The following is a 20,757-nucleotide window of genomic DNA, read 5'->3' on the forward strand; positions in this document are numbered from 1 at the left end:
GGCGTGACGACTCTCTCTGCCGCTCGTGTGAGCGAATTATTTGAAGCATCCTTTGGTTTTAAACCGGTCACCACAGTGAAGGCGCCAGGGCGCGTCAATATCATCGGTGAACATACGGATTACAACAGCGGCTTCGTGCTACCCGCCGCGATTAATTACAACACCTTTATCGCACTTGCTCCGCGCGATGATCGTCAACTGCATTTGGTTGCTTACAACTTTGATAATGCGTCCTGTGTTGTTGATCTGGATGCAGTACAACAACATGACGCGGCTGAGTCCTGGCCCAACTATGTGCGCGGTGTGGTGCAGGAGTTGCGCAAAAAAGGGTTCACTCTGGCGGGTGGTGACTTATACATCGCCGGTAATGTGCCTGCTGGCGCGGGGCTGAGTAGCTCGGCATCGTTGGAGATTGCCCTGATTCGCGCTTTGCTGGCGCTCAGTGGTGAAGCTGTGGACCCGACGGAAGCAGCCTTGATTGGGCAGGCGGCAGAGAACCATTTTGTCGGTTGTAACTGCGGCATTATGGATCAGCTTATTTCCGCGCGCGGGCAGGAAAATTCGGCGTTATTGATTGATTGCCAGGATTTATCGGTGCGCCCTGTGCCTATGCCCGCCGATTGGGAAATTCTGATCGTGCACAGCGGCGTGAAACGCGGTTTGGTGGACAGTGAATACAATCAGCGCCGTCAGCAATGTGAGACCGCCGCGGCATTTTTTGGTCAAACTTCATTGCGCGCGGTTGAGCTTGCGCAGTTGCTGGCCGCTGAAGGTGAGTTGGATGAATTGAGCTTTCGTCGTGCGCGCCATGTATTAACCGAGAATGTACGCACCTTGGCGGCGGCAGAAGCGTTGGCGGCCGGTGATTTACCTGCATTAATCAAGGTGATGGTTGAATCCCATGCCTCCATGCGCGACGACTTCAATATCACCACTCCGGCGATTGATTCCCTGGTTGACATTCTAGTGGAAGCGGGTGCCGGTAAGGCTGGCGCACGTATGACCGGTGGTGGTTTTGGTGGCTGTGTAGTGGCCGTTGCGCCTGCGGCAGTTATTCCACAGCTGATAGCCGCCGTGGAAACGAAATATCAAGCCCGCACCGGCTGTATTCCTACGCTAATCCGCGCTAAAGCCAGTGCCGGGGCGTTTTAATCTGCAGTAACTGCGGTAATTTTTCTCCCTTATGTCGTTGTTTGCCCCGCCTTGTGCGGGGCTTTTTTTTGCTAGCCAGTTATTCATGAATTCAGCTAAATCAGTTTTAAATCCAGATAATAAATAGAGGGGTAACTTAATGGGAGTTACCTGAATCCTTAGGGGGTGGGGAGGTTGAAAGACCTAAAAATGCTTCCAGATCTTGTTCCAGAGTGCGATCAGCGGCGCGGCGTTCGGTGGATTTGCGGCGTTTGCGGTGGTAAAGGTCGAGCGGCAGGTATTTGCAGGGGTCGCGGTCTAGGCGGCGATCATTACCTTTACGACGATCGATAAAAAATCGGTAACCGCTCATGATGAATCCCATTTACCTAGGTGGATGGTGATTACTCTGTAAGAAAGTGGCGACTAGTTGCTCCAAGTCAACACAGTGTAGGTCTTTGCCGTTAGAATGCGCGTAAAATTTTGTACCCTGTGGTGACCTTATGAAACCTGTTGAAAATCGTATCCTGACCAAGCTGGCGGCAGAGTTTCAACCTGAGCATCTGGAAGTGATTAACGAAAGCCATATGCATTCGGTGCCTCCTGGTTCAGAAACCCATTTCAAAGTTGTACTCGCGGCGGCCGCATTTGCAGGTAAGCGTCAGGTACAGCGCCACCAAGCTATTTATGCTTGCCTTGCCGAAGAGCTGCAAAATGGTGTTCACGCTTTGGCGCTGCACACGTTCAGCCCGGATGAGTGGTTGGCAAGTGCAGTGGTTCCGGCGTCACCCCAATGTCTTGGTGGCAGTAAACACGACCATTAATAATACTGGCTGTACAAAAAACAAGCGCCTATAATGCGCGCCCAGTAATCTGTGAAGGTTTATCTAGCCTAGTTTCAGGTTTAATTTTTACGTTTAACCCTACGTTTAACCCCACATTGTTAAGTGCTATCTATGAGTCAGATTGTTGTTGCCGCCCTCTATAAGTTCGTCAAATTACCCGATTATGAAACGCTGGTACCGCGCCTTAAGACTTTCTGTGATGAGCAGGGCATTAAAGGGACGCTATTGCTGGCGGAAGAGGGCATCAACGGTACTGTTTCGGGGAGTCGCGAGGCGATAGATGCGTTGAATGCATTTCTGGATGCGGATGGACGTTTTGATAACCTCAGTTATAAAGAGTCTTTCTATGACGAGCAGCCTTTCTACCGTATGAAGGTCAAGCTCAAAAAAGAAATCGTCACCATGGGTGTTAACGGTATCGATCCCCAACAAATTGTGGGCACTTATGTGAAACCACAGGACTGGAATGCGCTGATCAGTGACCCGGATGTGGTGGTGATTGATACCCGTAATTCTTATGAGTACGAAATCGGTACCTTTGAGCGCGCGATTGATCCCAAAACCGAAACTTTCCGCGAGTTCCCGGCTTACGTGGCAGAGAATCTTGACCCAAGCAAACATAAAAAAGTCGCCATGTTTTGCACCGGTGGTATCCGCTGCGAAAAATCAACGGCTTACATGAAAGAGCAGGGGTTTGAAGAGGTTTATCACCTGGAAGGCGGCATCCTTAAATATCTGGAGGAAGTGCCGGAAGAGGAGAGTCTGTGGCGTGGCGAATGTTTTGTGTTTGATAACCGCGTGGCCGTCAATCACAAATTAGAAAAAGGCATTTACGACCAGTGCCATGGTTGCCGTTATCCCATTACCGAAGAAGACAAACAGTCAGAGCGCTATATGTTGGGTGTGTGCTGCCCGCGCTGTTTTGACAAACTCACTGAGGAACAAAAAACGCGTTTTTCCGAGCGCCAAAAGCAAATCGAATTGGCTAAACAGCGCAATCAGGCGCACATAGGTGTGTTGCCACCCGAGCGTCAATTGCGTCGGGCGCAAAAACTGGAGTTGCGCGAAGAACAGCGCCGCAAATCAGCGGCGGCTGAAAATGCCGCTGCAGTAAATGGTTGAGCAAATAAGTTTGTACTTAGCCGGGGGGTGCTTTAGGTGGCCCCGCTAAATAGCCAATAGCTATTTTGTCACATAAATAGTTTATGATTTAATGCAGGTTCCGTTAATCATCATCAGTGGTAGTTATGAATTTTGAGGATTGGGTGGCCGATATGGCTGCCGGCACAGCGACACATACGAGTGGTTTTAGTATTCGTATCGAAGGAAACCCCAAGGACCCGAGTGATGTTTATCCCGGCAAATTTCCAGAGGGTATTAGTTTTGTCGATCAGGCAAGGCTATTGCGATCTGGCCTGGAGTTTCTGGCAAAAGCCAGCGGCAGCGCGCCCAAGTCCTGGCATTCCAGCCCGGTAGCCGATGCTAAATCCGAAGCGATAAAAGCGCGGGAAGAGTTGGCCAAGCATTTTGCAGAACGTCCCGACAAACCTGAACGGCCAGTGCTCTCGTTGAAAAAGAAATCCTGATCGCGGGTTCCAGCGCGCAATAAAAAACCGGCCATGTGCCGGTTTTTTATTGCGGTGGTTGTGCCGATTTTATCGCTTACTTAAAGCAAGCCGCGGCGTTGCAGTTCAAGGTAGTGTGCATCCACATTTTTAAACAGCTCATCAAATTTTTGCCCTGCCGGTGCAGTAACCAATTCCAGGCTTTCCACTTCCGCACGGGGGCGCATCATGATTTTGTGCAGCTCTTCAGCAGTGCCATTCAGCGATGCAAGAATTTTTTCCGTGCTTTCTTTATCGCGGAAAATACGGCCTTGCTCAGTCAATTGCAGATAGTTATCGCACTCTTGTAGCCAGTCTTTGCGTTGCAAAATAAAGTTGCGGATATTCTTTGCCCCGCCACGATGCGCCGTTGGCAATTGTTTTTCGCGATAGGTTTCCAAGCTCTTGCGCCCATGCAGTAAAAAATCCATCCCGGTAGTTTTGCAATATTTCTGGTTGAGGTAGCTGGCAAACTTAATATTGTTTGCCGCTTCGGCCTTGGCGCGTTTACAGGTTTCGTCGCAAGCGAAGCTGAATGGTGAAAAACAAATAAGGGTGATGATCAAAAATATCTTCTTCATAGGGTTCGCCATTATTAAAGTTATTGGAAAGCTAAACAGCAGATACGTGATATAAATCACTTTTTAAGAAACGTCAAGTATTGTAAATAAAATAGCCCTTACTAATTACTTATAGATCTAAGCCTAGGCCAACCCGCAAAAAATACAAATAATTACCCCTTAGCCTCACTATCAGGGGCGATGCTTAATTCAGAAGGTCAAGAGATGGTTGGCTCGGGAGAAACAGAATAGGCGTGGGGAAAATCAGATGATGGGCATGCAAGATCGCACCAGTAGTGATAAACCACTGGTGCGATTGAAACATTAACCGAAGAAACCCATCGGGCTTTTGGTGATGGCGACACTGATGATGTAAGCGAATACTACGAGTGCGTCAATCCATAGAATTTTTTGCACCAGGGGTTTGCTAACTTTAAAGGCACCTACACCCAGAATAATAAAAACAACCAAACCAATAATTTTTGCCATCAACCATGGCTGTTCACCTGGTTTCATGCCCAAATGTACCGCGAGCACAATACCCGAGACCAACATAATGGTGTTGATAATGTGGGGGGCAATTTTTAGCAGTTTTTTATGCAACATGGATGAATTCATAAATAACAAAACACCACGCACTAAAAAAATGAGCAGTGAAAGTACAACAAAAGTTAAATGCAAATGTTTAAGGGCTAAATACACGGTGGTTTCCTTTTTTGTTTATGTGAAAATTATTGAAATTGTCGGTAATAAACTCAGGTGTCCGGGCTGAGCGCTTTACCTACCAGTGCGAGCATGCTGTCACTCAGTGGTAATTTCAGTGCGGCGTCATGGCCCTTGGCTGACATTTTGTTCCAGGTCTTGCGGATAATATCAATCAGTTTTACTTCATCGTGTTTGCTGGCAAAGTCTTCTAAATAAAATTCAATAAACACCAGGCAAATCACATCTTCCAGTGTTTGTACTTCTTCATCGCGCTTTAAACTGCGTTTAAGCAGCAAGTCTTTTACGCGAGAGATGATTCTTTCGTCGTAACCCTGTGCGGCCATAATTTCACCGGCGATATCGCCGTGCATTTGCGCTAAATCCAGACGCCACTTTTTATAGCCGCTACGATCCATTGGGTAGTCAGAGCGCGGAATCTTCCAGCGACAAATATGCTGGCTGCGTGTCGCGAGCTGTAACGCTTCGGATGCATCGGGGCAAAAACGTGACAGCTGTGCACTCATACGTTGGGCATAAATCCATTCTTTGGCAACGGTTTTGCCTTCTACTATTTCGCTATTTGGGTCTTGCAGGTTGGCGGCATCAAATGCGGCGAGGGTGTCTTGCAAACGCTGGTTGCTGATCATTGTAGGTGCTCGTGGTTTATTGCAGGTGCTTGCAGTGGTTAGCAGTGGCCATCGCCATTGGCGATATTGCGCAGCAACTCCATGTTAGTGATGAGGACTTCTTTTTTATCCACAGAAATCACCTCCTGTTTTTGCAAGCGAGTAAAAATACGGCTGACTGTTTCAATGGTCAGGCCCAAATAATTGCCAATATCGGTGCGCGACATAGGTAAGCGGAAGGCATTGGCCGATAGCTGGCGGCGGCTATTGCGGCTGGAAATACTCAGCAGTAGGGCGGCAATGCGCTCTTCGGCGCTGCTTTTGCTCAGCAGGGTAATAATTTGCTGATCCTGGGTAATTTCGCGGCTCATCAATTGAAAAAAGTGACGTTGCAGATTAGGGATTTGCAAGCTCAATTCTTCCATGCGATTAAACGGAATTTCGCACACCGATGCGGTTTCTAATGCGATTACTGAATTGGTGTAGCGATTGTCGGCAATACCATCCATGCCGACTACCTCGCCGGGCAAATAAAACCCGGTGACTTGTTCTTCACCGTTATCACTCAGGGTCAGTGCTTTTACTGCACCCGAACGAATGGCATACACCGAGTGAAAGTGGTCATTAGCGCGATAGAGATAATCGCCTTTTTGTAGCGGTTTACCGCGTTGGATAATACCGTTCAAGCGGTCGATATCCTCAATGTGCAGGCTGATAGGCAGGCAAATAGTATTTAAACGGCAATTGCCGCAGCTGACGCGCTTATCGTGAGGGCAGCTTGAATCCTGGGTTTTTACAATGTTCTGATTAGCTGTCATGGGTCCACCACCTCGAATATAAGACTATGGCAGGAAAACTCCGCGCCAACAGTATGATGAGTGATTGTTGCAGCTTTAACGGGGGCGGTAAATAGTTGATTTAGCTCAAATGTCTGGATAAATTTAATCCTGCGGGAGACGTTGTTGAGTCGTGCTGCTTTATAACCAAAAAGCCATATTCTTTGTTAAAACCCCCTCTTTACTTGCAGTGGGCCGGATAATATATTTATTCCGCTGGCCAGTTAGCAGCATTATTTATGGTAAGTCACATCGTTGTACTAGCAGTGAATCTCTTAGCACCTCGTTTTGTTTTTCATAAGTAAGATCTGAATCCGCCAGCACAATCCCACTTGGGGTATTCATTTTTATTTAAAGAAACATCGAGGTTTATTATGGCTAGAAGCACTGGTACCGTTAAATGGTTCAACGAGTCTAAAGGTTTTGGTTTTATCGCGAGCGAGGCCGGCCAGGACGTATTTGTTCACTACAGCGCAATCAGCGGTTCAGGTTTTAAAACCCTGGCTGAAGGCCAGCGTGTAGAGTTCGACGTAAAACCCGGTCAAAAAGGCCCGCAAGCCGAGAATGTCATTGGTTTGTAATTCGTCGCGCCTGCACATTTGAGCGACCAGTAATAGGAAGCCGCCCGGTGTAATCCCGGGCGGCTTTTTTGTTTTTGATGGGATTATTTTGGATGGGGATAGTAGTGTGGTGGATGTGGGTTAACTCGCCACCATAACGCGGTTGCGACCCGCTTCTTTCGCGCGGTACAGCGCCTGATCCGCCCGCGCGAGCCATGCGCTAAAAGAGGTATCCTGCGCAGAAAAAATAGCTACACCCAAGCTAATCGTTGCGCGCAGTTCTTTGGTCTCGTGATAAGCCGCAGTTGTTGCAATGCGATTGCGCATCCGCTCGGCAAATTGCAGCGCACCTTCTGCGTCGGTTTGCGGCAGTAAAATCACAAATTCTTCGCCTCCATAACGGCTGGCGATATCCATCCCGCGCGCTTCCGCTTGTATCGCCTGCGCAATACTGCGGATCACCGCATCACCCGCGGCGTGACCGTAATGATCATTAATATTTTTAAAATGGTCGATATCCAATATCACCAGTGCGCCGCCGCTGCCCATGCGGCTGGTGCGGAGCCATTCACTGCTCAAGCGTTCATCCATAGTGCGACGGTTGAGCAGACCGGTAAGGCCATCAGTTTGGGCAAGGCACTCCAGGCTTTCGTTGGCACTGTGCAGATCACTTAATAATTCATTGGTTGAGCGTTGCCAGCGGGTAAACAGTTGGTAACCAAAAAATGCGATAAATAAAATAATCATCGCGAATACCCAAAAAAATACCCAAGTGGTCTGCTGCAGAATCATGATGGCATTACTCACTTCAGCACTCATGGAGCTGCTGCTAGTGATAAGCGCGCGATCCAACTGATTGCTCGCTAACTGAATCGTAGCCGCACCGTACACCAGTACACCGGTGGTAATTGCCCCCAGCAGGCGCAATACCGAGCGCCGAACATTGCCGCTGGCAAGGCGTAAATAGGCAGGGTGATGTTGTTGCCAGTGCGCAATCCTGGGCCACAAGAGCGCGAGCAATGGGCCCACAATAAATACACTTTGCAAAAATGCGCCCAGCCACCAACCCTGCCAAATTGCCAGCAGGGCAGTGCGATCAATGTGGTTGGTATAACACCAAATGAGTGCGCCGCTGGAGCTAAAAATGCTCGCCACAAAACTCAGCTGGATATAAAACAATAATGAATTGGAATCGCGTAAGTTTTTATTTGCCGGAATCGCTTGATAGCCAACCGCCAGAATCGCAAAACCCAATGGGTTCGCGCAGGCAAAAATGATCGCCCAATGCCATTGCATGCCCGAATAAAGCGCCAGTGAAAGCGTGGATAAATAAGCAGGAATTGCCCCCCAGCGCCAACCGCAGGTGAGGGTGAGGAATAAACAAATAATCAGGGTAGGGTAAACGGTGATATAAACTGTGACACCGCCAAAATCCAGCGGTATACCCGACCAACTTTTTATTACCGATAGCAACCCGAGCGCGATACTTGCCAGCACCAGCGCAAACCAGCCACCAAAAATAATGGTCTTATCCCGACGGCTGCCAACCCGCCAGAGTTTGGTCGGGGAAAGTGCCCGGTAATGATTCAAACTGTCCAAAAAAAAGTCTCCAGCTTTTAATTCTCCAGTAGCAACTGTCCAATTGCTATCTAACCTGCTGTGAAGTATAGGGTTTCTTTTTTGTGGCGCGATAATTTTTGTTTTCTATTGGTTGACGAGGAAGTGATTGCAGGTAAAGTGAGGGTGTTCTTGGTGTAATGCCCTGTAATGGTTGTGTTTATCAGTATTTGATAAGGCTGCGGGTGATTGGTAATTAAATTTTTTGCGAGAGTGTAAATGAATCCCGACAACGAGAAAAAATATCAACGTCTGCGCTCACTTTTTTTTGGATTGTGCATAGTTGCGGCTGGTATGTTGTTTTTATCCAGCGCGAGCAATATTTATAAAAGCACTGCTGCCGCGCATTGGCCAGTGCACAAAGGTACCGTCACCAACGAATTGCGCGGTGCCTTGGCAGGAGGTTATTACGGTGGGCGTTGGTTGGAATATAGCTACGAGGTGGATGGTAAAGAATATCGCGGCACTCGTATCGGGTTTGGCATTAGTCGCCCGCAAACAGCGCTAAAAAATGGCGAGCTGATTCAGGTTTATGTAGACCCCGACGATAAAAACATCGCCGTCATTGCTGTCGGTATTTCCCGCAGTCATTTTATCGGGCTGCTTTTTTCAGTCGGTTTTGTGTGGTTGGGTTTTGTGATTTGGCGACGGACTCAATAAGGCTCGCACGATTTGCCAACAGGGTTTCGCTGCTATTAAAACACTAGGTTTGATCAGGCTGTTCGGGTTCTGTTGTGCCTTTTGCTTCTGAAGGATCAGTGGATGTTTTGGGCGACGGCGATCCATGTTTTTGTTCGGCGGCCATCTTGGTGGCGATTTGCCAATGTCGATCAGTTTGCCCGCTGGGTTTACCTTCAGATACCCAAAGGTAATAAGCCAGTTCGCGGATCTCGTGTTCGTTAGGCATGATGAACTCCTCACAATGAATGAGTTCTTTTTATAGCAGTCATCAAATTCCTTTTCGGTGTGTTACGCCCCATATAGGGTTTTATATCCTGACGCGTGAGGAATGCTCACACAAAATCTGTCAGCGCGACCCAGCCGCGAATTTTCCCGATATACACAAACGCGAGCCCCAGTTTAGTTACATAGCGCGCATCACCCGCTGCAGGTGGGTCGTATTCTTCCAATCCTTCCAATGCCAGCGAGCTGTCCAGCGGTGGTTTCCACTGCATAGTTTGCGGGCTTTCCGGCATGCTCAATTCACTATCCGTCCAGACTAAACCATCGCGTTCAACGGGCGATGCATGGTTGAAATCGGCGGGGATAAACACGGCAGAAGTCCCCGCCATTTTTTTGTAAACACGTTGTCTCATTGTCCATTCCGTTTAAGTGGATGTTTGCTCTTAACAGTCGCGCTATTAAAACAGCTGCAGTCAGTGTTGTTTTGATATGGGTCAATAGGATGCAAAAGCAGTGGGGTGACGATATGCTTGCAAGGCTCTACCTGAGTGAAACCGCACTGCAAAGCAACGGTAAACTCGGTTACGTTCAACCAATCGGAGAAAGAGCGATTCCCGGCCAAGTGGTAGACGCTAGTTCAACTGCTAATTTTGGTGTGGGCGCTTTTTTATTGGCCGCCGCTGAAATGTATCGGTTGGTGAGTAAATAAAAAATGCAGTCATAAAAAATAAAAAGGTGAGCAGGGTGGTGTGGTAATGGGCCGTAATGTAATTTGCTGCTAGAGTCTGTTAAGTTCACAGTAGCCAAATTATCCAGCATGACATTGTGGCTTCCAATAGAAACAAATGATTAAGTTAACTCAGTAAAATTGGCCAAAAGTGATATGCGGCTAGTGATATGAAGTGCGAGCTGGAATGCCAATTTTTTAAAAAGACCAAATCAATTTTAACTATTTGATATTTATGTAATTATAGGTCGCCGCAAGCTCGCATAAGAAATGATATGTAGCGGGAAGATATACGGCTGTGGCCGTCTAATAAACTGTTAGGCTAAAAACCAGAGGGCGCATGAACAAATTCATTAATTTATTTGCTGCACTTTTTTACACGGTTTTGTTCTGCGAAATTAGGTTGGTTTATGCAGACGACAATTACGATAAAGGACGCTTAGCTTGTAGTCCAAAAAATAGCTCATGTGGAATTATTGTAAAATGCAATGAAAAACTCTGCGAGATCAAGGAAACTCATCGTATAAATAATGGTTTTCCTGAAATCATTAAGCCCGAATATATACAATCTATTGTTGTGGATAAACCTAATCTATATATAAGCAATAAAAAATTTAATGACATAGAAAAAGAAGTTGAGACTATTCTTATAATTCAAAATAATAGCGGAATTAAAAGAAATCATAAGGTATGTTATGAGCTACAGTATGAAAATATTAACCGTTCAGAAACAAGGTGCGGTGCGGTTTTAGCATGCAATAATAAAAATTGCCAAATTAGAGAAAGCCATATTAAGGTATCGGCCATTATTGAAAGTGGTAAGGAGCTATTTTCAATCGCGCAAATTCCTTTTAGTGCAAGAATTACCAGAGAAATTGAAATAAGCAAAATCCATAAGAATAATAGTGTGCTGAAAGATTTACTAATGTGGGAATTACTTACGAATAATTTTACCAAGCTAGTGCTTTAGTATGCATATAAGCCTAATAAATCGCTCAAGCATCAGTCGCTACGCTCCTTGAGCAGTTTGTAAGTCGCAGTTTTGTGGGTAAGACCAAAATCTATACATATGAAACATACATTTTTATTTTTGATTTTATTAGCTGAAATTTCCAGTTCACAAGAGTGCATTAATTTTTCTGGAAAATTAGAAGGTGCCGTTAAAAGTCACGAATCCATCATCCGTGGTGGAGAGTATTGCGAAGCCCGTGAACGTTATAGCAACAAGGGAATAGAGTTTGTTTTATATACAATTGGGGGGCCTTGCTTTCATGAGAATTTTACCCCAGGTAGTTGTGGCAATGTTACATATACATACCTGTCTGGAATCTTAAACGGTAAGCTTTTAGTTCCAGTAGAAGTTGGAGTCCGTGGTACTTATTTGGCCAGATCGCTGCTCGTCTCTGAAAACTCTATTGTAATAGAAGGTCTTGAATATGCTGAAAGTGACGCAAAGTGTTGTCCAAGCATACCCAAAAGAAAAGTATTCAATATTTCAGAGCTAGAATTAACCAATTAAAATTCATAGCAAGCGACTGTGGTAAAAATTTCAATCAAATTACCTAGCCCTAATTATCTTGGCAGCCGCCAACTTCCACTTTTTGGCCGTTATACGGCTCCCATCTGCTTGCTGTTTGAAACGTGCCCTACAAACACCCGAGCCAAGCTCGGGTGTTTTGTTTGCGGAGTTAGAATTGTTTGCTCTGGAAGATACTGATACAACCTTTGCTCCCGTGACTGCGTATCCATTATGCTTGGGGGATGGTTTTTGTTCGCATCGTTACTAACGGGAGGCGCTTTTGTTTCGTTTTCAATCCAGTTTGAATATTGCTGCGCTTGTTTTGATTTTTATTGCGTTGGTTATCCCGAATCGTATCAGTGCTATTAACGCATCGTCTTTTTTAGTTATCCCTCTGGAATTGGTGATAATTGGTTTGCTGCTCCTGCTGCCGGGGCGCGTTGGTATGGCGGTGCGATGGGTCGCGGCGGTGTTATTGGCGGTGGGTGTGATTTTTACCTGTGCGGATATGGCGACTTTCAATGTGTTCGCGCGGCCGTTTAATCCGTTGTTTGATGGTTATTTGTTGGTTAACGGGATGAATTTACTCGATGGAACAATTGGTCGGGCAGGTGCCTTGGCGATAGCGGTATTGCTGTTGTTTGTGGTGTTGTTAATTGTGCTGGGTGCTTTTTGGGTGTTGGGGCGGGTGCGGCAGTTGTTGGTTTCTGTGCGTACATCGGCGGTGGTTTTAGCGGTTGGGTTGGTGCTGTGGGTGCTGTTGTTTTTTGTTGGGTCGCCATTTGCGGCAATGAAGTTTTATCAACATTTATCGGCGCATACCCATGACATGCTGGCTACGGTAGCCGATATGAAATTGTTTCGGGCGCAGTTGGATAAAAGTGATGACCCCGTGCGTGCTGATGAGAATGTATTGGCGTTGTTGCGCGATAAAAATGTGTTGGTGATATTTGTAGAATCCTATGGGCGCACGGTGTTGGATAACCCCGAATTTGCGCCACATATTCGCCCCTTGCTGGCGCGCACGAGTGAGGAATTAGCGGAAAAAGGTTTTGCGGTGCGCAGTGGTTTTTTAACTTCACCTACCCTGGGTGGTTTGAGTTGGTTGGCTCACGGTACCGCTATGTCGGGTTTGTGGATTGATAATCAGATTCGCTACAACAGTTTGATGATGAGCGAGCGGCCTACACTTAATCGCGTATTTAATGCCGCAGGTTGGCGCACTGTGGCGGTAATGCCCGCGATTACTATGGATTGGCCGGAAGGAAATTATTATGGCTACGACCATATTTATGATGCACACAATTTCGGTTACGCGGGTAAACCTTTTAATTGGGTGACCATGCCGGACCAATACACGCTTGCTGCATTTCATGCGCGGGAGCTTGCTGCACAATCGTCCAGCGCGACACCTACACCGGTGATGGCAGAGATTGCACTGATTTCATCCCACGCGCCCTGGACACCCATTCCACAATTGATTGATTGGAATGCGGTTGGTGATGGCACTGTATTTAATGCGCAAGCGATGAGTGGTGATAGCCCAGAAGAAGTTTGGAAGGAAACAGCGCGTATCCGTTTACAATTTCGTTTGGCGATTGAATATGCGCTGGAGACTATCGCGTCTTACGTGATGAATTACGGCGATGACAATATGGTGGTGTTGGTATTGGGTGACCACCAGCCAGCGCCGATTGTTACGGGCGAAACGGGCGACATTAAAACGGTTAACCGCGATGTGCCAATCCATTTAATTACCCGCGACTCCGCATTGATAAATGCAGTGGCGCACTGGCAGTGGAGCAGTGGAATGGTGCCCGCTGCCGATGCACCGGTGTGGCCTATGAATGAATTGCGTAACAAATTTATCGAGGCGTTTTCGCTACCTGAACATTAACGCGGTAGTGCGAGCAAATCCCAATGGCCGACTGTGCAATTGCCGTCGGCCACATTGGCAATGCGAAAATTTTTCCAGTTCTCCAGCGCCTGCGGTGTTAACCCATAACCTTCACTCACGGCAGCGGCAATACCATTAATTAATTCGGTCAACATGGCGTGATCTTTTGCTGCTAATTGCCAGGGGCTGGGTTGGATGGAGACCGCATAGCCTTTATTTTCCAGTGCTTTTTGTAAATATTCGGTACAGTCCGGGCCAAGCGCGGGGCCAAAACCTTTGTCGCGGTGCTGATCTTGGTTAAATGCGGTTAATACTTTTTCATCCAGCGGATGTGCCGGTGACCAAGTGGTTGTGCCGTCGTAATTCAGGGCGGCATAAACAGCGGTTTTGCGTGCATCGAGCCGCGCGACTAAGGCATCAATAAAAGTACTTGAGGCCAAATCAAATAACGCAGATGCCGACACTATGTGCGCGCCGGTCAGCGGTAGTTCCTCAATGATTGTTAAATCGGCTTGATAGTCTTCGATCAAACAATTTTTGCCGTGGCGACGCAGCGCTTCATCCAATAATTTTCCATCCAGGTCCACCAAACGCCACACAATATTGTTTGCACCCAATTTACTCAGCGCGCGCAGCGTGGAGCCAGTACCTGCACCCAAGTCAACAATAATGCGGTCGGGTGATACGCGGTCTATTGCTTGACCAAGCCAGTTCAACGCCTGTGTTACCAATGTTTTATCGCGCGCGGCAAAATCGGCGCCTTCGCGTAAATCCAACCATGCGATTGAAAAACTACTCATTGATTACTCACTTTTTCCTGCCATTGATTGTATGGATGGTTGTGTCGATAGTTTTGCTGTTAATTGCGCGCTTAGTTGCGCGCTTAATTTTGCAACTACGGCAGCGGTATCTTTCCAGCTGGGTAAATTTCGCGCTGCAGCCTGTGCACCTTGTTGTAATTTTTTACGTGCGGCAGTATCAGTTAACAATTCTTGCAGCGCAGCGGTGAGCGCGGAGGAATCTTGCGGAGCAACTAAAATACCGGCGCTTTCAGGCACTACGTCGGGCACTGCGCCGGCGCGGGCAGCCACAATTGGCAAACCAAAACTGAGTGCTTCCGCAAACGCCATTCCATAACCTTCAAATAATGATGGCAGCACAAATACATCTGCTGCGGCGTATTCGCTGCTTGGTTCGGCAATGCTGCCGAGAAAAACAATGCGCTGTTCAAGCCCATACTGCGCCACTTTATTTTTCAGTATCGATGTCCATTCCGGGTCAAACTCTGTGCCGCCCACGAGGCGCAGCGTCCATGCAAGTTGTTTAATCTTCGCGAGCGCATCGATTAATACGTCATGCGCTTTGCGACGGGTCAGTGTTGCCACACACAAGAGCACCGGCGGATTGCCGATACAGGGGGCAAAGGTTTGCGCATCGGTGCCAGGCAATGCAATCGTCATTTTTGCGGCGGGAATTGCAAATTGTTCGGCAAGAATTTTACCGGTCATTGGGCTAGTGACTATCACCGCCTTGGCCGCATTCAGTGCGCGTTGTTCGGATAAAAAAAGCTGCTGTATTTGCACACTGGATAAACCCGATTCAAGCATGAGTGGGTGATGGCACAGCGCAATAATATTTAAACGCGTGGCATGCTGCTCTGCGATAGTTTCCATCACACCGTAAGCAAGGCCATCAATCATTACCAGCGCCTGGTCGGGCAGGGCAGCTAATTGTGCGGCGGCATCGGTGAGTGCGTCGGCATCGGGTAGCGGAAAGCGAGAGGATAGTTGCAGATGTTCAATGCTGTGACCCAGTGCGCGCAACTCTGCGATCAATCGCCGGTCATAGGCATAACCACCGGTGAGGGTGTTGATATCGCCGGGAATTGCAAAATAAATTTTAGCCATTGCACTCTACTCGTTGAAAATATCGATTAACCCACGCGCGGTAATTCTCTATCAGTGTAGGGTCTATTACCAGCGACTTGCCTTGCCTATTGCGCGACTGACCCATAAGATCACGGCCATCGTATAGAGTTTACCTCTCACCATTGAAGATTTTGTGTATGCCAAATCCGTCTGTTACTCGCACTGCTGCCGCCCGCATTCCCACGCGCTATGGGGATTTTCAATTGTGTTATTACACCAATACGCTGGATAACAAAGAGCATTTGGCCTTTTACATGGGTGACCTGACTCGCGCAGAGGGCGTGTTGGCTCGTGTTCATTCAGAGTGTTTTACTGGTGATGTGCTCGGTTCATTGCGCTGCGATTGTGGTGAGCAATTGGACCGCGCGCTGGCGCTGGTGGCGGAGGAGGGGCAGGGCGTGGTGATTTATTTGCGTCAGGAGGGGCGCGGCATTGGCCTTGAGCAAAAGTTGCTTGCCTACAACTTGCAAGATCAGGGTTACGACACGGTTGATGCCAACCTTATGTTAGGCCATGGTGCTGATGAGCGAAGCTACTCGCTAGCCGCGTGTATTCTGGAGGATTTGGGTGTGCAATCCGTGCGCTTGATGACCAATAATCCCGCCAAGATCCAGGCATTACAGGCTGAAGGCATCAAGGTGGTGGCGCGTGTGCCGCTGGAAATTGCGGCCAACGCCGAGAATAAAGGTTATATGATCACCAAAGCCAAACGCATGGATCATTTGTTATTTAGTAAGCCGTTTGTTTCATCCCATCACAGTGATTTGCATGAACCTCAATCAACGAATTGAAAACTGGCTGACCCAGAATAAAAACGCGTTTCGTTCCAGCGAGCGGCCCTTCGTTACCCTAAGCTATGCGCAAAGCCTTGATGGCAGTATCGCGCTGCGCTGCGATGAACCACTCGCGTTGAGTGGTGAAGAATCGCTGCGGTTAACCCATCAATTGCGCAGCATGCACGACGGCATTTTAGTTGGCATAGGCACCGTATTAAGTGATGACCCACAACTCACCGTGCGCCACTGGATTGGTCACAACCCGCAGCCAATTGTGTTGGACAGTCAATTGCGCATTCCAGCAAAAGCGCGCTTGTGTTGCCTGCCGGATAAACGCTGCTGGGTATTAACTACGGTAGATGATGAGGGTACCGTTATTGAAGGTTTGGAAATTACCGCGCTGCAAGGCAATGCCGATGGCCGTGTGTGTTTGCAGCGCGCGTTGAAGTTATTATGGAGCCGCGGCATAAAAAGTTTAATGGTGGAGGGTGGAGCCAGTGTTATCAGTGCGTTTTTAAAAGCCCGCTTGGTGGACGCACTGGTGCTCACTATTACGCCGCAATTTGTAGGCGGCTACAAAGCAGTGACTGGTTTAGGTAATCAATCGCGCGGTACATTTCCACAGTTAAAACCTTTTTTCTCTGAACGCCTGGGTGATGATTTAATCGTGTGGGGCAATTTAAATTATAGCGATCACACAGCATAAGGGATTACGCAATATGACGACTGACGCTGGCCAAAATAAACCTGTATATGCACAGCAACTCTGGTTCACCGGCATTGAACAAGTTGAAGTGCGCGGACAACCTCTTGCCGCACTGGCTGAAGGTGAATTGTTGGTGCAAGTGGAATGCTCAGCGATCAGTGCCGGTACCGAAATGCTGGTGTATCGCGGGCAAATTCCCAATGAAATGCCGCTTGAAGCGACTATCGCTGTGTTGCGTTCCCAGCAACAAGATCAGCAACAATATCCGCTGCAATACGGCTATGCCAGTGTTGGTATTGTTAAAGCAGTGGGTGAGGGTGTGGACGCCGCATTAATCGGTCAACGTGTATTTGCGTTTCAACCACACGCCAGCCATTTTATCGCCACACCTGCCAGTGTTATTCCTGTTCCTGCAGGCATAGCCGCGGAAGACGCCGTATTTTTACCCAATATGGAAACCGCTGTTAATTTGATTCAGGATGGCAGCCCTGCATTGGGTGAGCGTGTGGTGGTGTTGGGGCAGGGCATAGTGGGATTGCTGTTGGCAAATTTATTAGCGCAGTTTCCGCTGACTCAATTACACGGGGTGGATGCAATTGCTGTGCGCCGCGAGCGTGCTTTGCAACTCGGCGTAAGTGAGGTGTTCGATCCATTTTCGACGACAGATATTAATGCCCTTAAACAACAATTAAGTGTTGCAGAAAATAACACCGGTGCCGATCTCATTTATGAAGTGAGCGGCGCGCCCGATGCATTAAATTTGGCAATTGAGTTAAGTGGTTTTGCAAGCCGGATTGTTATCGGCAGTTGGTACGGCAATAAAACTGCAGCGATTGCGCTGGGAGGAAATGCCCATCGCAATCGCTTAAAAATTACCACCAGCCAAGTGAGTAGTCTTGCGCCGGAATTAAGTGGCCGGTGGGATAAGGCTCGTCGGTTTGAACTTACCTGGCAAATGTTGCGCAAGCTGCAGCCCAGCCAATTAATTACCCATCGCGTCCCGCTCAGTGAAGCACCAGCACTTTATCAGCGTTTGCACCAGTCTCCAGCGGAGATACTGCAAGCCATCTTTTGTAATTCACACTCTTAATCTTTTTCAATTTATTAATTTTTAGCAGGCAGGGATTTTTATGTATACCGTTGCAGTGACCCGCGATTTTATCGCCAACCATTTTCTGATCGGCGGCGATTGGGGCAGTGAAAATTTTCCGCATGCACATCACTATGTGGCGGAAGTGAGTATTGAAAGCGACCAATTGGATAAACACGGTTATTTGGTGGATATTGTTGAGATAGAGGCGGCGCTGGATAAAGTAGTGGGGTACTTCCGCGATAGCCTGTTGAATGACAAAGAAGAATTTGCTGGATTAAACCCCAGCATCGAACATTTCAGTCGCATTATTAATGAAAAAGTCATCGCACTGATTCACCCACCCGGCACGGGTTCGCTCACGATTAAACTTTGGGAAAATGCCACCTGTTGGGCGGCGTATCGCAAATCGTTTTAATCTTGGGGAAGAAAAGCTAGGGTGTCTCTGAATTATTGGTCATTCCTACGAAAGCAGGAATCCATGCTGTTGATTTTTCTGGATACCCGCGTTCGCGGGTATGACGAGAAGTGAATATTTCAAAGCTTCCTTAGATTTCAGTAATGGATTTGGTTTGTGCGTTAGTGGTATTGCTAGCGCGCAAACACGCCAACCCGACCAACAACACAATGGCATCGCGCACGCGCATGAGTGCAATTAAACCCAAGGCCGCGCTGGCGGGTAAACCCAAAGTGTGAAATGACCAGAGTACAGATGCCTCCAAGGTGCCCACTCCACCGGGCATAGGTAACAACAGCGCCATGCGCATCGCCACTAAAATAATCAGAAAAGAATGTAAGTCAGCTTCAATGCCCACTAAACGCAAAATCAAATACAGCTCACTTAATAATCCCACCCAACCGAGCAATGACAATAACAGCGCGAGTGAAAAGCGAATTTTTTGTGTGCGCAGTGCGGTGCGCAAATCGTCGCCCAATGACTGCCAGTGTTGATTGATGTTGTTCAAACGATGATTGTGTTGCCAGCGTGCGGCGACGCGTTCAAGGCGATTATTTATCCACTGCGGTTGTTTCACTAAAACCCACGCCAGCAAAAACATCAACCCTAAAAAAATCAGCAGTGGCAGTAGCGCTGTTTGCCAGTCGCCGATAGCGTTGGATTTGATGATGTCGTATTGGAGAGTGTCGTATTGAAGGGTGTCACCCACACCGGCAAGCAGTAATAACACTGCTAGCAACAGCACAGAAAAATTAACCCACAGCTCAAAAAACCGATCCAGCCCCAAGGACAAGAGTGCTGTGCGCAGCGGAAGCCCGTATTTGTACAGCCAATAAATTTGTAGCGGCTCCCCACCAAATTGTGGGCCGGGGGTAATGAAACTTACTGCTTGCCCCGCTTGGCGAATCAACAAGAGTTTTAACAAATTAACCGGCGCGGCCAATGCCTGGGTTAATAATTGCCAGCGCAAGCCGAGCACCACAATAATAAGTGCGTTAAGCCCTAACCAAAAAATCCATTGCACGGCGCTGAGTGCACTAATGCTGTGGGTTATGTCGGCAAGGGGTAATTGTGCAAGTGTCCATGCTGCTAAAGCTATGGCGATTAGCCACAACAAGAGCGTAAAGAATGCGGCGCGCTGCATTAATTGTGCTCCTCACCATCGCGGCGGTTTACCCACTGGTCGTCCCACTGCCAGAGGCTGAAGCGGCCAGTGCCCAGCAGCATTAACCACACACCACTGAAAATAATAATTGCCATAATTGCATCAACAGGTTTATCGCCCTGCAATAAAGTAATTAATACCACTACCAACAACGCCCCTACACGGCCAGCCAACCCAAAAAAAGTCATGGCTACCGCAAGAAATAAAATAATTGGTAACCAGGTTAGCGATAAAAGGTTGTTGCTGGTTATGAACAATAAAAATGCAATAGCTAATACCAGCCGTAACAATGGTTGCAAACTATTGTGGCTAATCTGCGCGAGGCGATTAAAAAAGTGGCTATTAGTTGTGTTGGATTCAATGCGGCCACTCACCACTAACCAATCCACCATAAAACCAAGCAGGATTGGCAACATAAACGCGATACCGATAATTAGTGTCAGTGGTGCCTGAAAGCAGGGTAATAAAATAAACGCGATAAACCCCATTTGAAAGCCCGCGAGCGTGCGGCGTAACATGCTGGGCATAAGTGGATAAACCGGTAAGTTATGTGTGCGCCGCCAGTACAGCCCCCACACAAAAACATAATAGGCTGCGCTTACCAATAAAAAGCTCCAGTGAATTTTTCCGTAACCCACTGCTAATAACGGCGCAACCACTAACCCCAGCGCGTCATACACCGTATCCAGCTCAGCACCCAATAAACTCGTTTGTTTGCTGCGCCGCGCCACAAATCCATCCATGCGGTCCAGAATTGCTGCCAGGGTATACAACGCACCTGGAACCCAAGCCATTAATCCCGCCGCTTGCGGTTGAAACAAAAATCCCCCGGTTAATGCAATCAATCCACCGCGCAACAATGTCAACCGGTTCGCCCAACCCAGAGTGGGGTAGAGTGGAGCACCTTCACTTGCGCGGTTCAACTCCAACCGCTGCCATAATTGCCAACACACATAAAACCATAAACAGTCCGCAATCAGTAACCATTGCAGCGCATTGAGCGCGGTGAACTGTTTAATGCTAAAGAACACCGCCAGCAGCACCGCCATACCCACTAAAATGGCCAGAAGTATTTCGTGTTTTACAGGTGATCGCATGGAGAGAG

26 protein-coding genes are annotated in these 20,757 nt (G+C 47.8%); 14 read left to right on the forward strand and 12 right to left on the reverse strand.

All coding sequences use genetic code 11. The features are described from left to right. The first annotated feature begins 3 nt into the window (after window positions 1-3). The gene (galK, locus tag NNX04_RS01660; protein ID WP_261947285.1) at window positions 4-1,152 is read left to right on the forward strand and encodes a galactokinase; all 1,149 of its coding nucleotides are present in this window, start codon (window positions 4-6) and stop codon (window positions 1,150-1,152) included. 136 nt (window positions 1,153-1,288) lie between these two features. On the opposite strand, the gene NNX04_RS01665 is transcribed toward galK, so the two are convergent. After that, on the reverse strand, window positions 1,289-1,504 hold the full coding sequence (locus NNX04_RS01665; RefSeq protein ID WP_040391814.1) for a hypothetical protein: 216 nt from the start codon (window positions 1,502-1,504) through the stop codon (window positions 1,289-1,291). Window positions 1,505-1,634: 130 nt separating this feature from the next. On the opposite strand from NNX04_RS01665, the gene NNX04_RS01670 reads away from it, so the two are divergent. The 3 genes from NNX04_RS01670 to NNX04_RS01680 all read left to right on the forward strand — a co-directional run bounded on the left by NNX04_RS01670 (window position 1,635) and on the right by NNX04_RS01680 (window position 3,562). Beyond that, window positions 1,635-1,955: a BolA family protein gene (locus NNX04_RS01670; protein ID WP_261947286.1), complete on the forward strand. Its 321-nt coding sequence runs from the start codon at window positions 1,635-1,637 to the stop codon at window positions 1,953-1,955. 132 nt (window positions 1,956-2,087) lie between these two features. Further along, entirely contained in the window at window positions 2,088-3,098 is a 1,011-nt protein-coding gene (trhO, locus tag NNX04_RS01675; RefSeq protein WP_261947287.1) for an oxygen-dependent tRNA uridine(34) hydroxylase TrhO, read from the forward strand. A gap of 125 nt (window positions 3,099-3,223) precedes the next feature. After that, window positions 3,224-3,562, forward strand: a complete 339-nt coding sequence (locus NNX04_RS01680; protein ID WP_007641961.1) for a hypothetical protein — start codon at window positions 3,224-3,226, stop codon at window positions 3,560-3,562. Between the two features lie 80 nt (window positions 3,563-3,642). Here NNX04_RS01680 and NNX04_RS01685 read toward each other — a convergent pair whose 3' ends face one another. From NNX04_RS01685 to fnr, 4 genes are all read right to left on the reverse strand, one after another. Next, entirely contained in the window at window positions 3,643-4,161 is a 519-nt protein-coding gene (locus tag NNX04_RS01685; RefSeq protein ID WP_261947288.1) for a hypothetical protein, read from the reverse strand. 303 nt (window positions 4,162-4,464) lie between these two features. Then, complete coding sequence (locus NNX04_RS01690) at window positions 4,465-4,842, reverse strand: SirB2 family protein (RefSeq protein ID WP_040391812.1); 378 nt, start codon at window positions 4,840-4,842, stop codon at window positions 4,465-4,467. A gap of 53 nt (window positions 4,843-4,895) precedes the next feature. Continuing rightward, on the reverse strand, window positions 4,896-5,492 hold the full coding sequence (locus NNX04_RS01695) for a DUF4202 domain-containing protein (protein ID WP_261947289.1): 597 nt from the start codon (window positions 5,490-5,492) through the stop codon (window positions 4,896-4,898). 38 nt (window positions 5,493-5,530) lie between these two features. Then, entirely contained in the window at window positions 5,531-6,289 is a 759-nt protein-coding gene (gene fnr / locus NNX04_RS01700) for a fumarate/nitrate reduction transcriptional regulator Fnr (protein ID WP_007641951.1), read from the reverse strand. Between the two features lie 392 nt (window positions 6,290-6,681). Here fnr and NNX04_RS01705 point away from each other — a divergent pair, with 392 nt between their 5' ends. Continuing rightward, complete coding sequence (locus NNX04_RS01705) at window positions 6,682-6,888, forward strand: cold-shock protein (RefSeq protein WP_007641948.1); 207 nt, start codon at window positions 6,682-6,684, stop codon at window positions 6,886-6,888. A 120-nt stretch (window positions 6,889-7,008) separates the two neighbouring features. Here the strand turns inward: NNX04_RS01705 and NNX04_RS01710 are convergent, their stop codons facing one another. Continuing rightward, entirely contained in the window at window positions 7,009-8,466 is a 1,458-nt protein-coding gene (locus NNX04_RS01710; RefSeq protein ID WP_261947290.1) for a GGDEF domain-containing protein, read from the reverse strand. A gap of 237 nt (window positions 8,467-8,703) precedes the next feature. Here NNX04_RS01710 and NNX04_RS01715 point away from each other — a divergent pair, with 237 nt between their 5' ends. Beyond that, window positions 8,704-9,144: a DUF3592 domain-containing protein gene (locus NNX04_RS01715; protein WP_007641943.1), complete on the forward strand. Its 441-nt coding sequence runs from the start codon at window positions 8,704-8,706 to the stop codon at window positions 9,142-9,144. Between the two features lie 43 nt (window positions 9,145-9,187). Here the strand turns inward: NNX04_RS01715 and NNX04_RS01720 are convergent, their stop codons facing one another. Together NNX04_RS01720 and NNX04_RS01725 are read right to left on the reverse strand one after the other, a co-directional pair. Beyond that, the gene (locus NNX04_RS01720; RefSeq protein ID WP_261947291.1) at window positions 9,188-9,391 is read right to left on the reverse strand and encodes a DUF2934 domain-containing protein; all 204 of its coding nucleotides are present in this window, start codon (window positions 9,389-9,391) and stop codon (window positions 9,188-9,190) included. 106 nt (window positions 9,392-9,497) lie between these two features. After that, window positions 9,498-9,800, reverse strand: coding sequence for a hypothetical protein (locus NNX04_RS01725; protein ID WP_261947292.1), 303 nt, complete (start codon window positions 9,798-9,800; stop codon window positions 9,498-9,500). A gap of 89 nt (window positions 9,801-9,889) precedes the next feature. Here NNX04_RS01725 and NNX04_RS01730 point away from each other — a divergent pair, with 89 nt between their 5' ends. The 4 genes from NNX04_RS01730 to NNX04_RS01745 all read left to right on the forward strand — a co-directional run bounded on the left by NNX04_RS01730 (window position 9,890) and on the right by NNX04_RS01745 (window position 13,530). Further along, window positions 9,890-10,096: a glycoside hydrolase family 88 protein gene (locus NNX04_RS01730; protein WP_261947293.1), complete on the forward strand. Its 207-nt coding sequence runs from the start codon at window positions 9,890-9,892 to the stop codon at window positions 10,094-10,096. Between the two features lie 358 nt (window positions 10,097-10,454). Further along, window positions 10,455-11,084: a hypothetical protein gene (locus NNX04_RS01735; RefSeq protein ID WP_261947294.1), complete on the forward strand. Its 630-nt coding sequence runs from the start codon at window positions 10,455-10,457 to the stop codon at window positions 11,082-11,084. 99 nt (window positions 11,085-11,183) lie between these two features. Next, window positions 11,184-11,633, forward strand: a complete 450-nt coding sequence (locus NNX04_RS01740) for a hypothetical protein (protein ID WP_261947295.1) — start codon at window positions 11,184-11,186, stop codon at window positions 11,631-11,633. Window positions 11,634-11,913: 280 nt separating this feature from the next. Further along, window positions 11,914-13,530, forward strand: coding sequence for a sulfatase-like hydrolase/transferase (locus tag NNX04_RS01745; protein WP_261947296.1), 1,617 nt, complete (start codon window positions 11,914-11,916; stop codon window positions 13,528-13,530). Here NNX04_RS01745 and NNX04_RS01750 read toward each other — a convergent pair. Then, a complete protein-coding gene (locus tag NNX04_RS01750; protein WP_151058190.1) occupies window positions 13,527-14,330 on the reverse strand; it encodes a class I SAM-dependent methyltransferase in 804 nt (267 codons plus the stop codon). The two genes, NNX04_RS01745 and NNX04_RS01750, sit on opposite strands and share 4 nt — an antisense overlap. A gap of 3 nt (window positions 14,331-14,333) precedes the next feature. Further along, window positions 14,334-15,437 carry a glycosyltransferase family 4 protein gene (locus NNX04_RS01755; RefSeq protein WP_261947297.1) on the reverse strand — a complete coding sequence of 368 codons (1,104 nt, stop codon included), beginning with the start codon at window positions 15,435-15,437 and terminating at the stop codon, window positions 14,334-14,336. Window positions 15,438-15,595: 158 nt separating this feature from the next. Between NNX04_RS01755 and ribA the strand changes: the two genes are divergently transcribed. From ribA to NNX04_RS01775, 4 genes are read left to right on the forward strand one after another with little or no spacing between them, the layout of a single operon-like run. Beyond that, window positions 15,596-16,249, forward strand: a complete 654-nt coding sequence (ribA, locus tag NNX04_RS01760) for a GTP cyclohydrolase II (RefSeq protein WP_007641933.1) — start codon at window positions 15,596-15,598, stop codon at window positions 16,247-16,249. Then, window positions 16,227-16,940: a RibD family protein gene (locus tag NNX04_RS01765; RefSeq protein WP_151058184.1), complete on the forward strand. Its 714-nt coding sequence runs from the start codon at window positions 16,227-16,229 to the stop codon at window positions 16,938-16,940. Before ribA ends, NNX04_RS01765 begins: the two co-directional genes overlap by 23 nt. A gap of 13 nt (window positions 16,941-16,953) precedes the next feature. Then, window positions 16,954-18,030 carry a zinc-binding dehydrogenase gene (locus NNX04_RS01770; RefSeq protein WP_261947298.1) on the forward strand — a complete coding sequence of 359 codons (1,077 nt, stop codon included), beginning with the start codon at window positions 16,954-16,956 and terminating at the stop codon, window positions 18,028-18,030. A 40-nt stretch (window positions 18,031-18,070) separates the two neighbouring features. Further along, the gene (locus NNX04_RS01775) at window positions 18,071-18,448 is read left to right on the forward strand and encodes a 6-pyruvoyl trahydropterin synthase family protein (protein WP_007641930.1); all 378 of its coding nucleotides are present in this window, start codon (window positions 18,071-18,073) and stop codon (window positions 18,446-18,448) included. Window positions 18,449-18,578: 130 nt separating this feature from the next. Here NNX04_RS01775 and NNX04_RS01780 read toward each other — a convergent pair whose 3' ends face one another. Both NNX04_RS01780 and NNX04_RS01785 read right to left on the reverse strand, forming a co-directional pair. Next, the gene (locus NNX04_RS01780; protein WP_261947299.1) at window positions 18,579-19,631 is read right to left on the reverse strand and encodes a lysylphosphatidylglycerol synthase transmembrane domain-containing protein; all 1,053 of its coding nucleotides are present in this window, start codon (window positions 19,629-19,631) and stop codon (window positions 18,579-18,581) included. Continuing rightward, window positions 19,631-20,749: a CDP-alcohol phosphatidyltransferase family protein gene (locus NNX04_RS01785; RefSeq protein WP_261947300.1), complete on the reverse strand. Its 1,119-nt coding sequence runs from the start codon at window positions 20,747-20,749 to the stop codon at window positions 19,631-19,633. The genes NNX04_RS01780 and NNX04_RS01785 overlap by 1 nt, the downstream gene beginning before the upstream one ends. Between the last annotated feature and the right edge of the window lie 8 nt (window positions 20,750-20,757).

The sequence above is a fragment of the Cellvibrio sp. QJXJ genome, assembly GCF_024452345.1.
Classification (GTDB): Bacteria; Pseudomonadota; Gammaproteobacteria; order Pseudomonadales; family Cellvibrionaceae; genus Cellvibrio.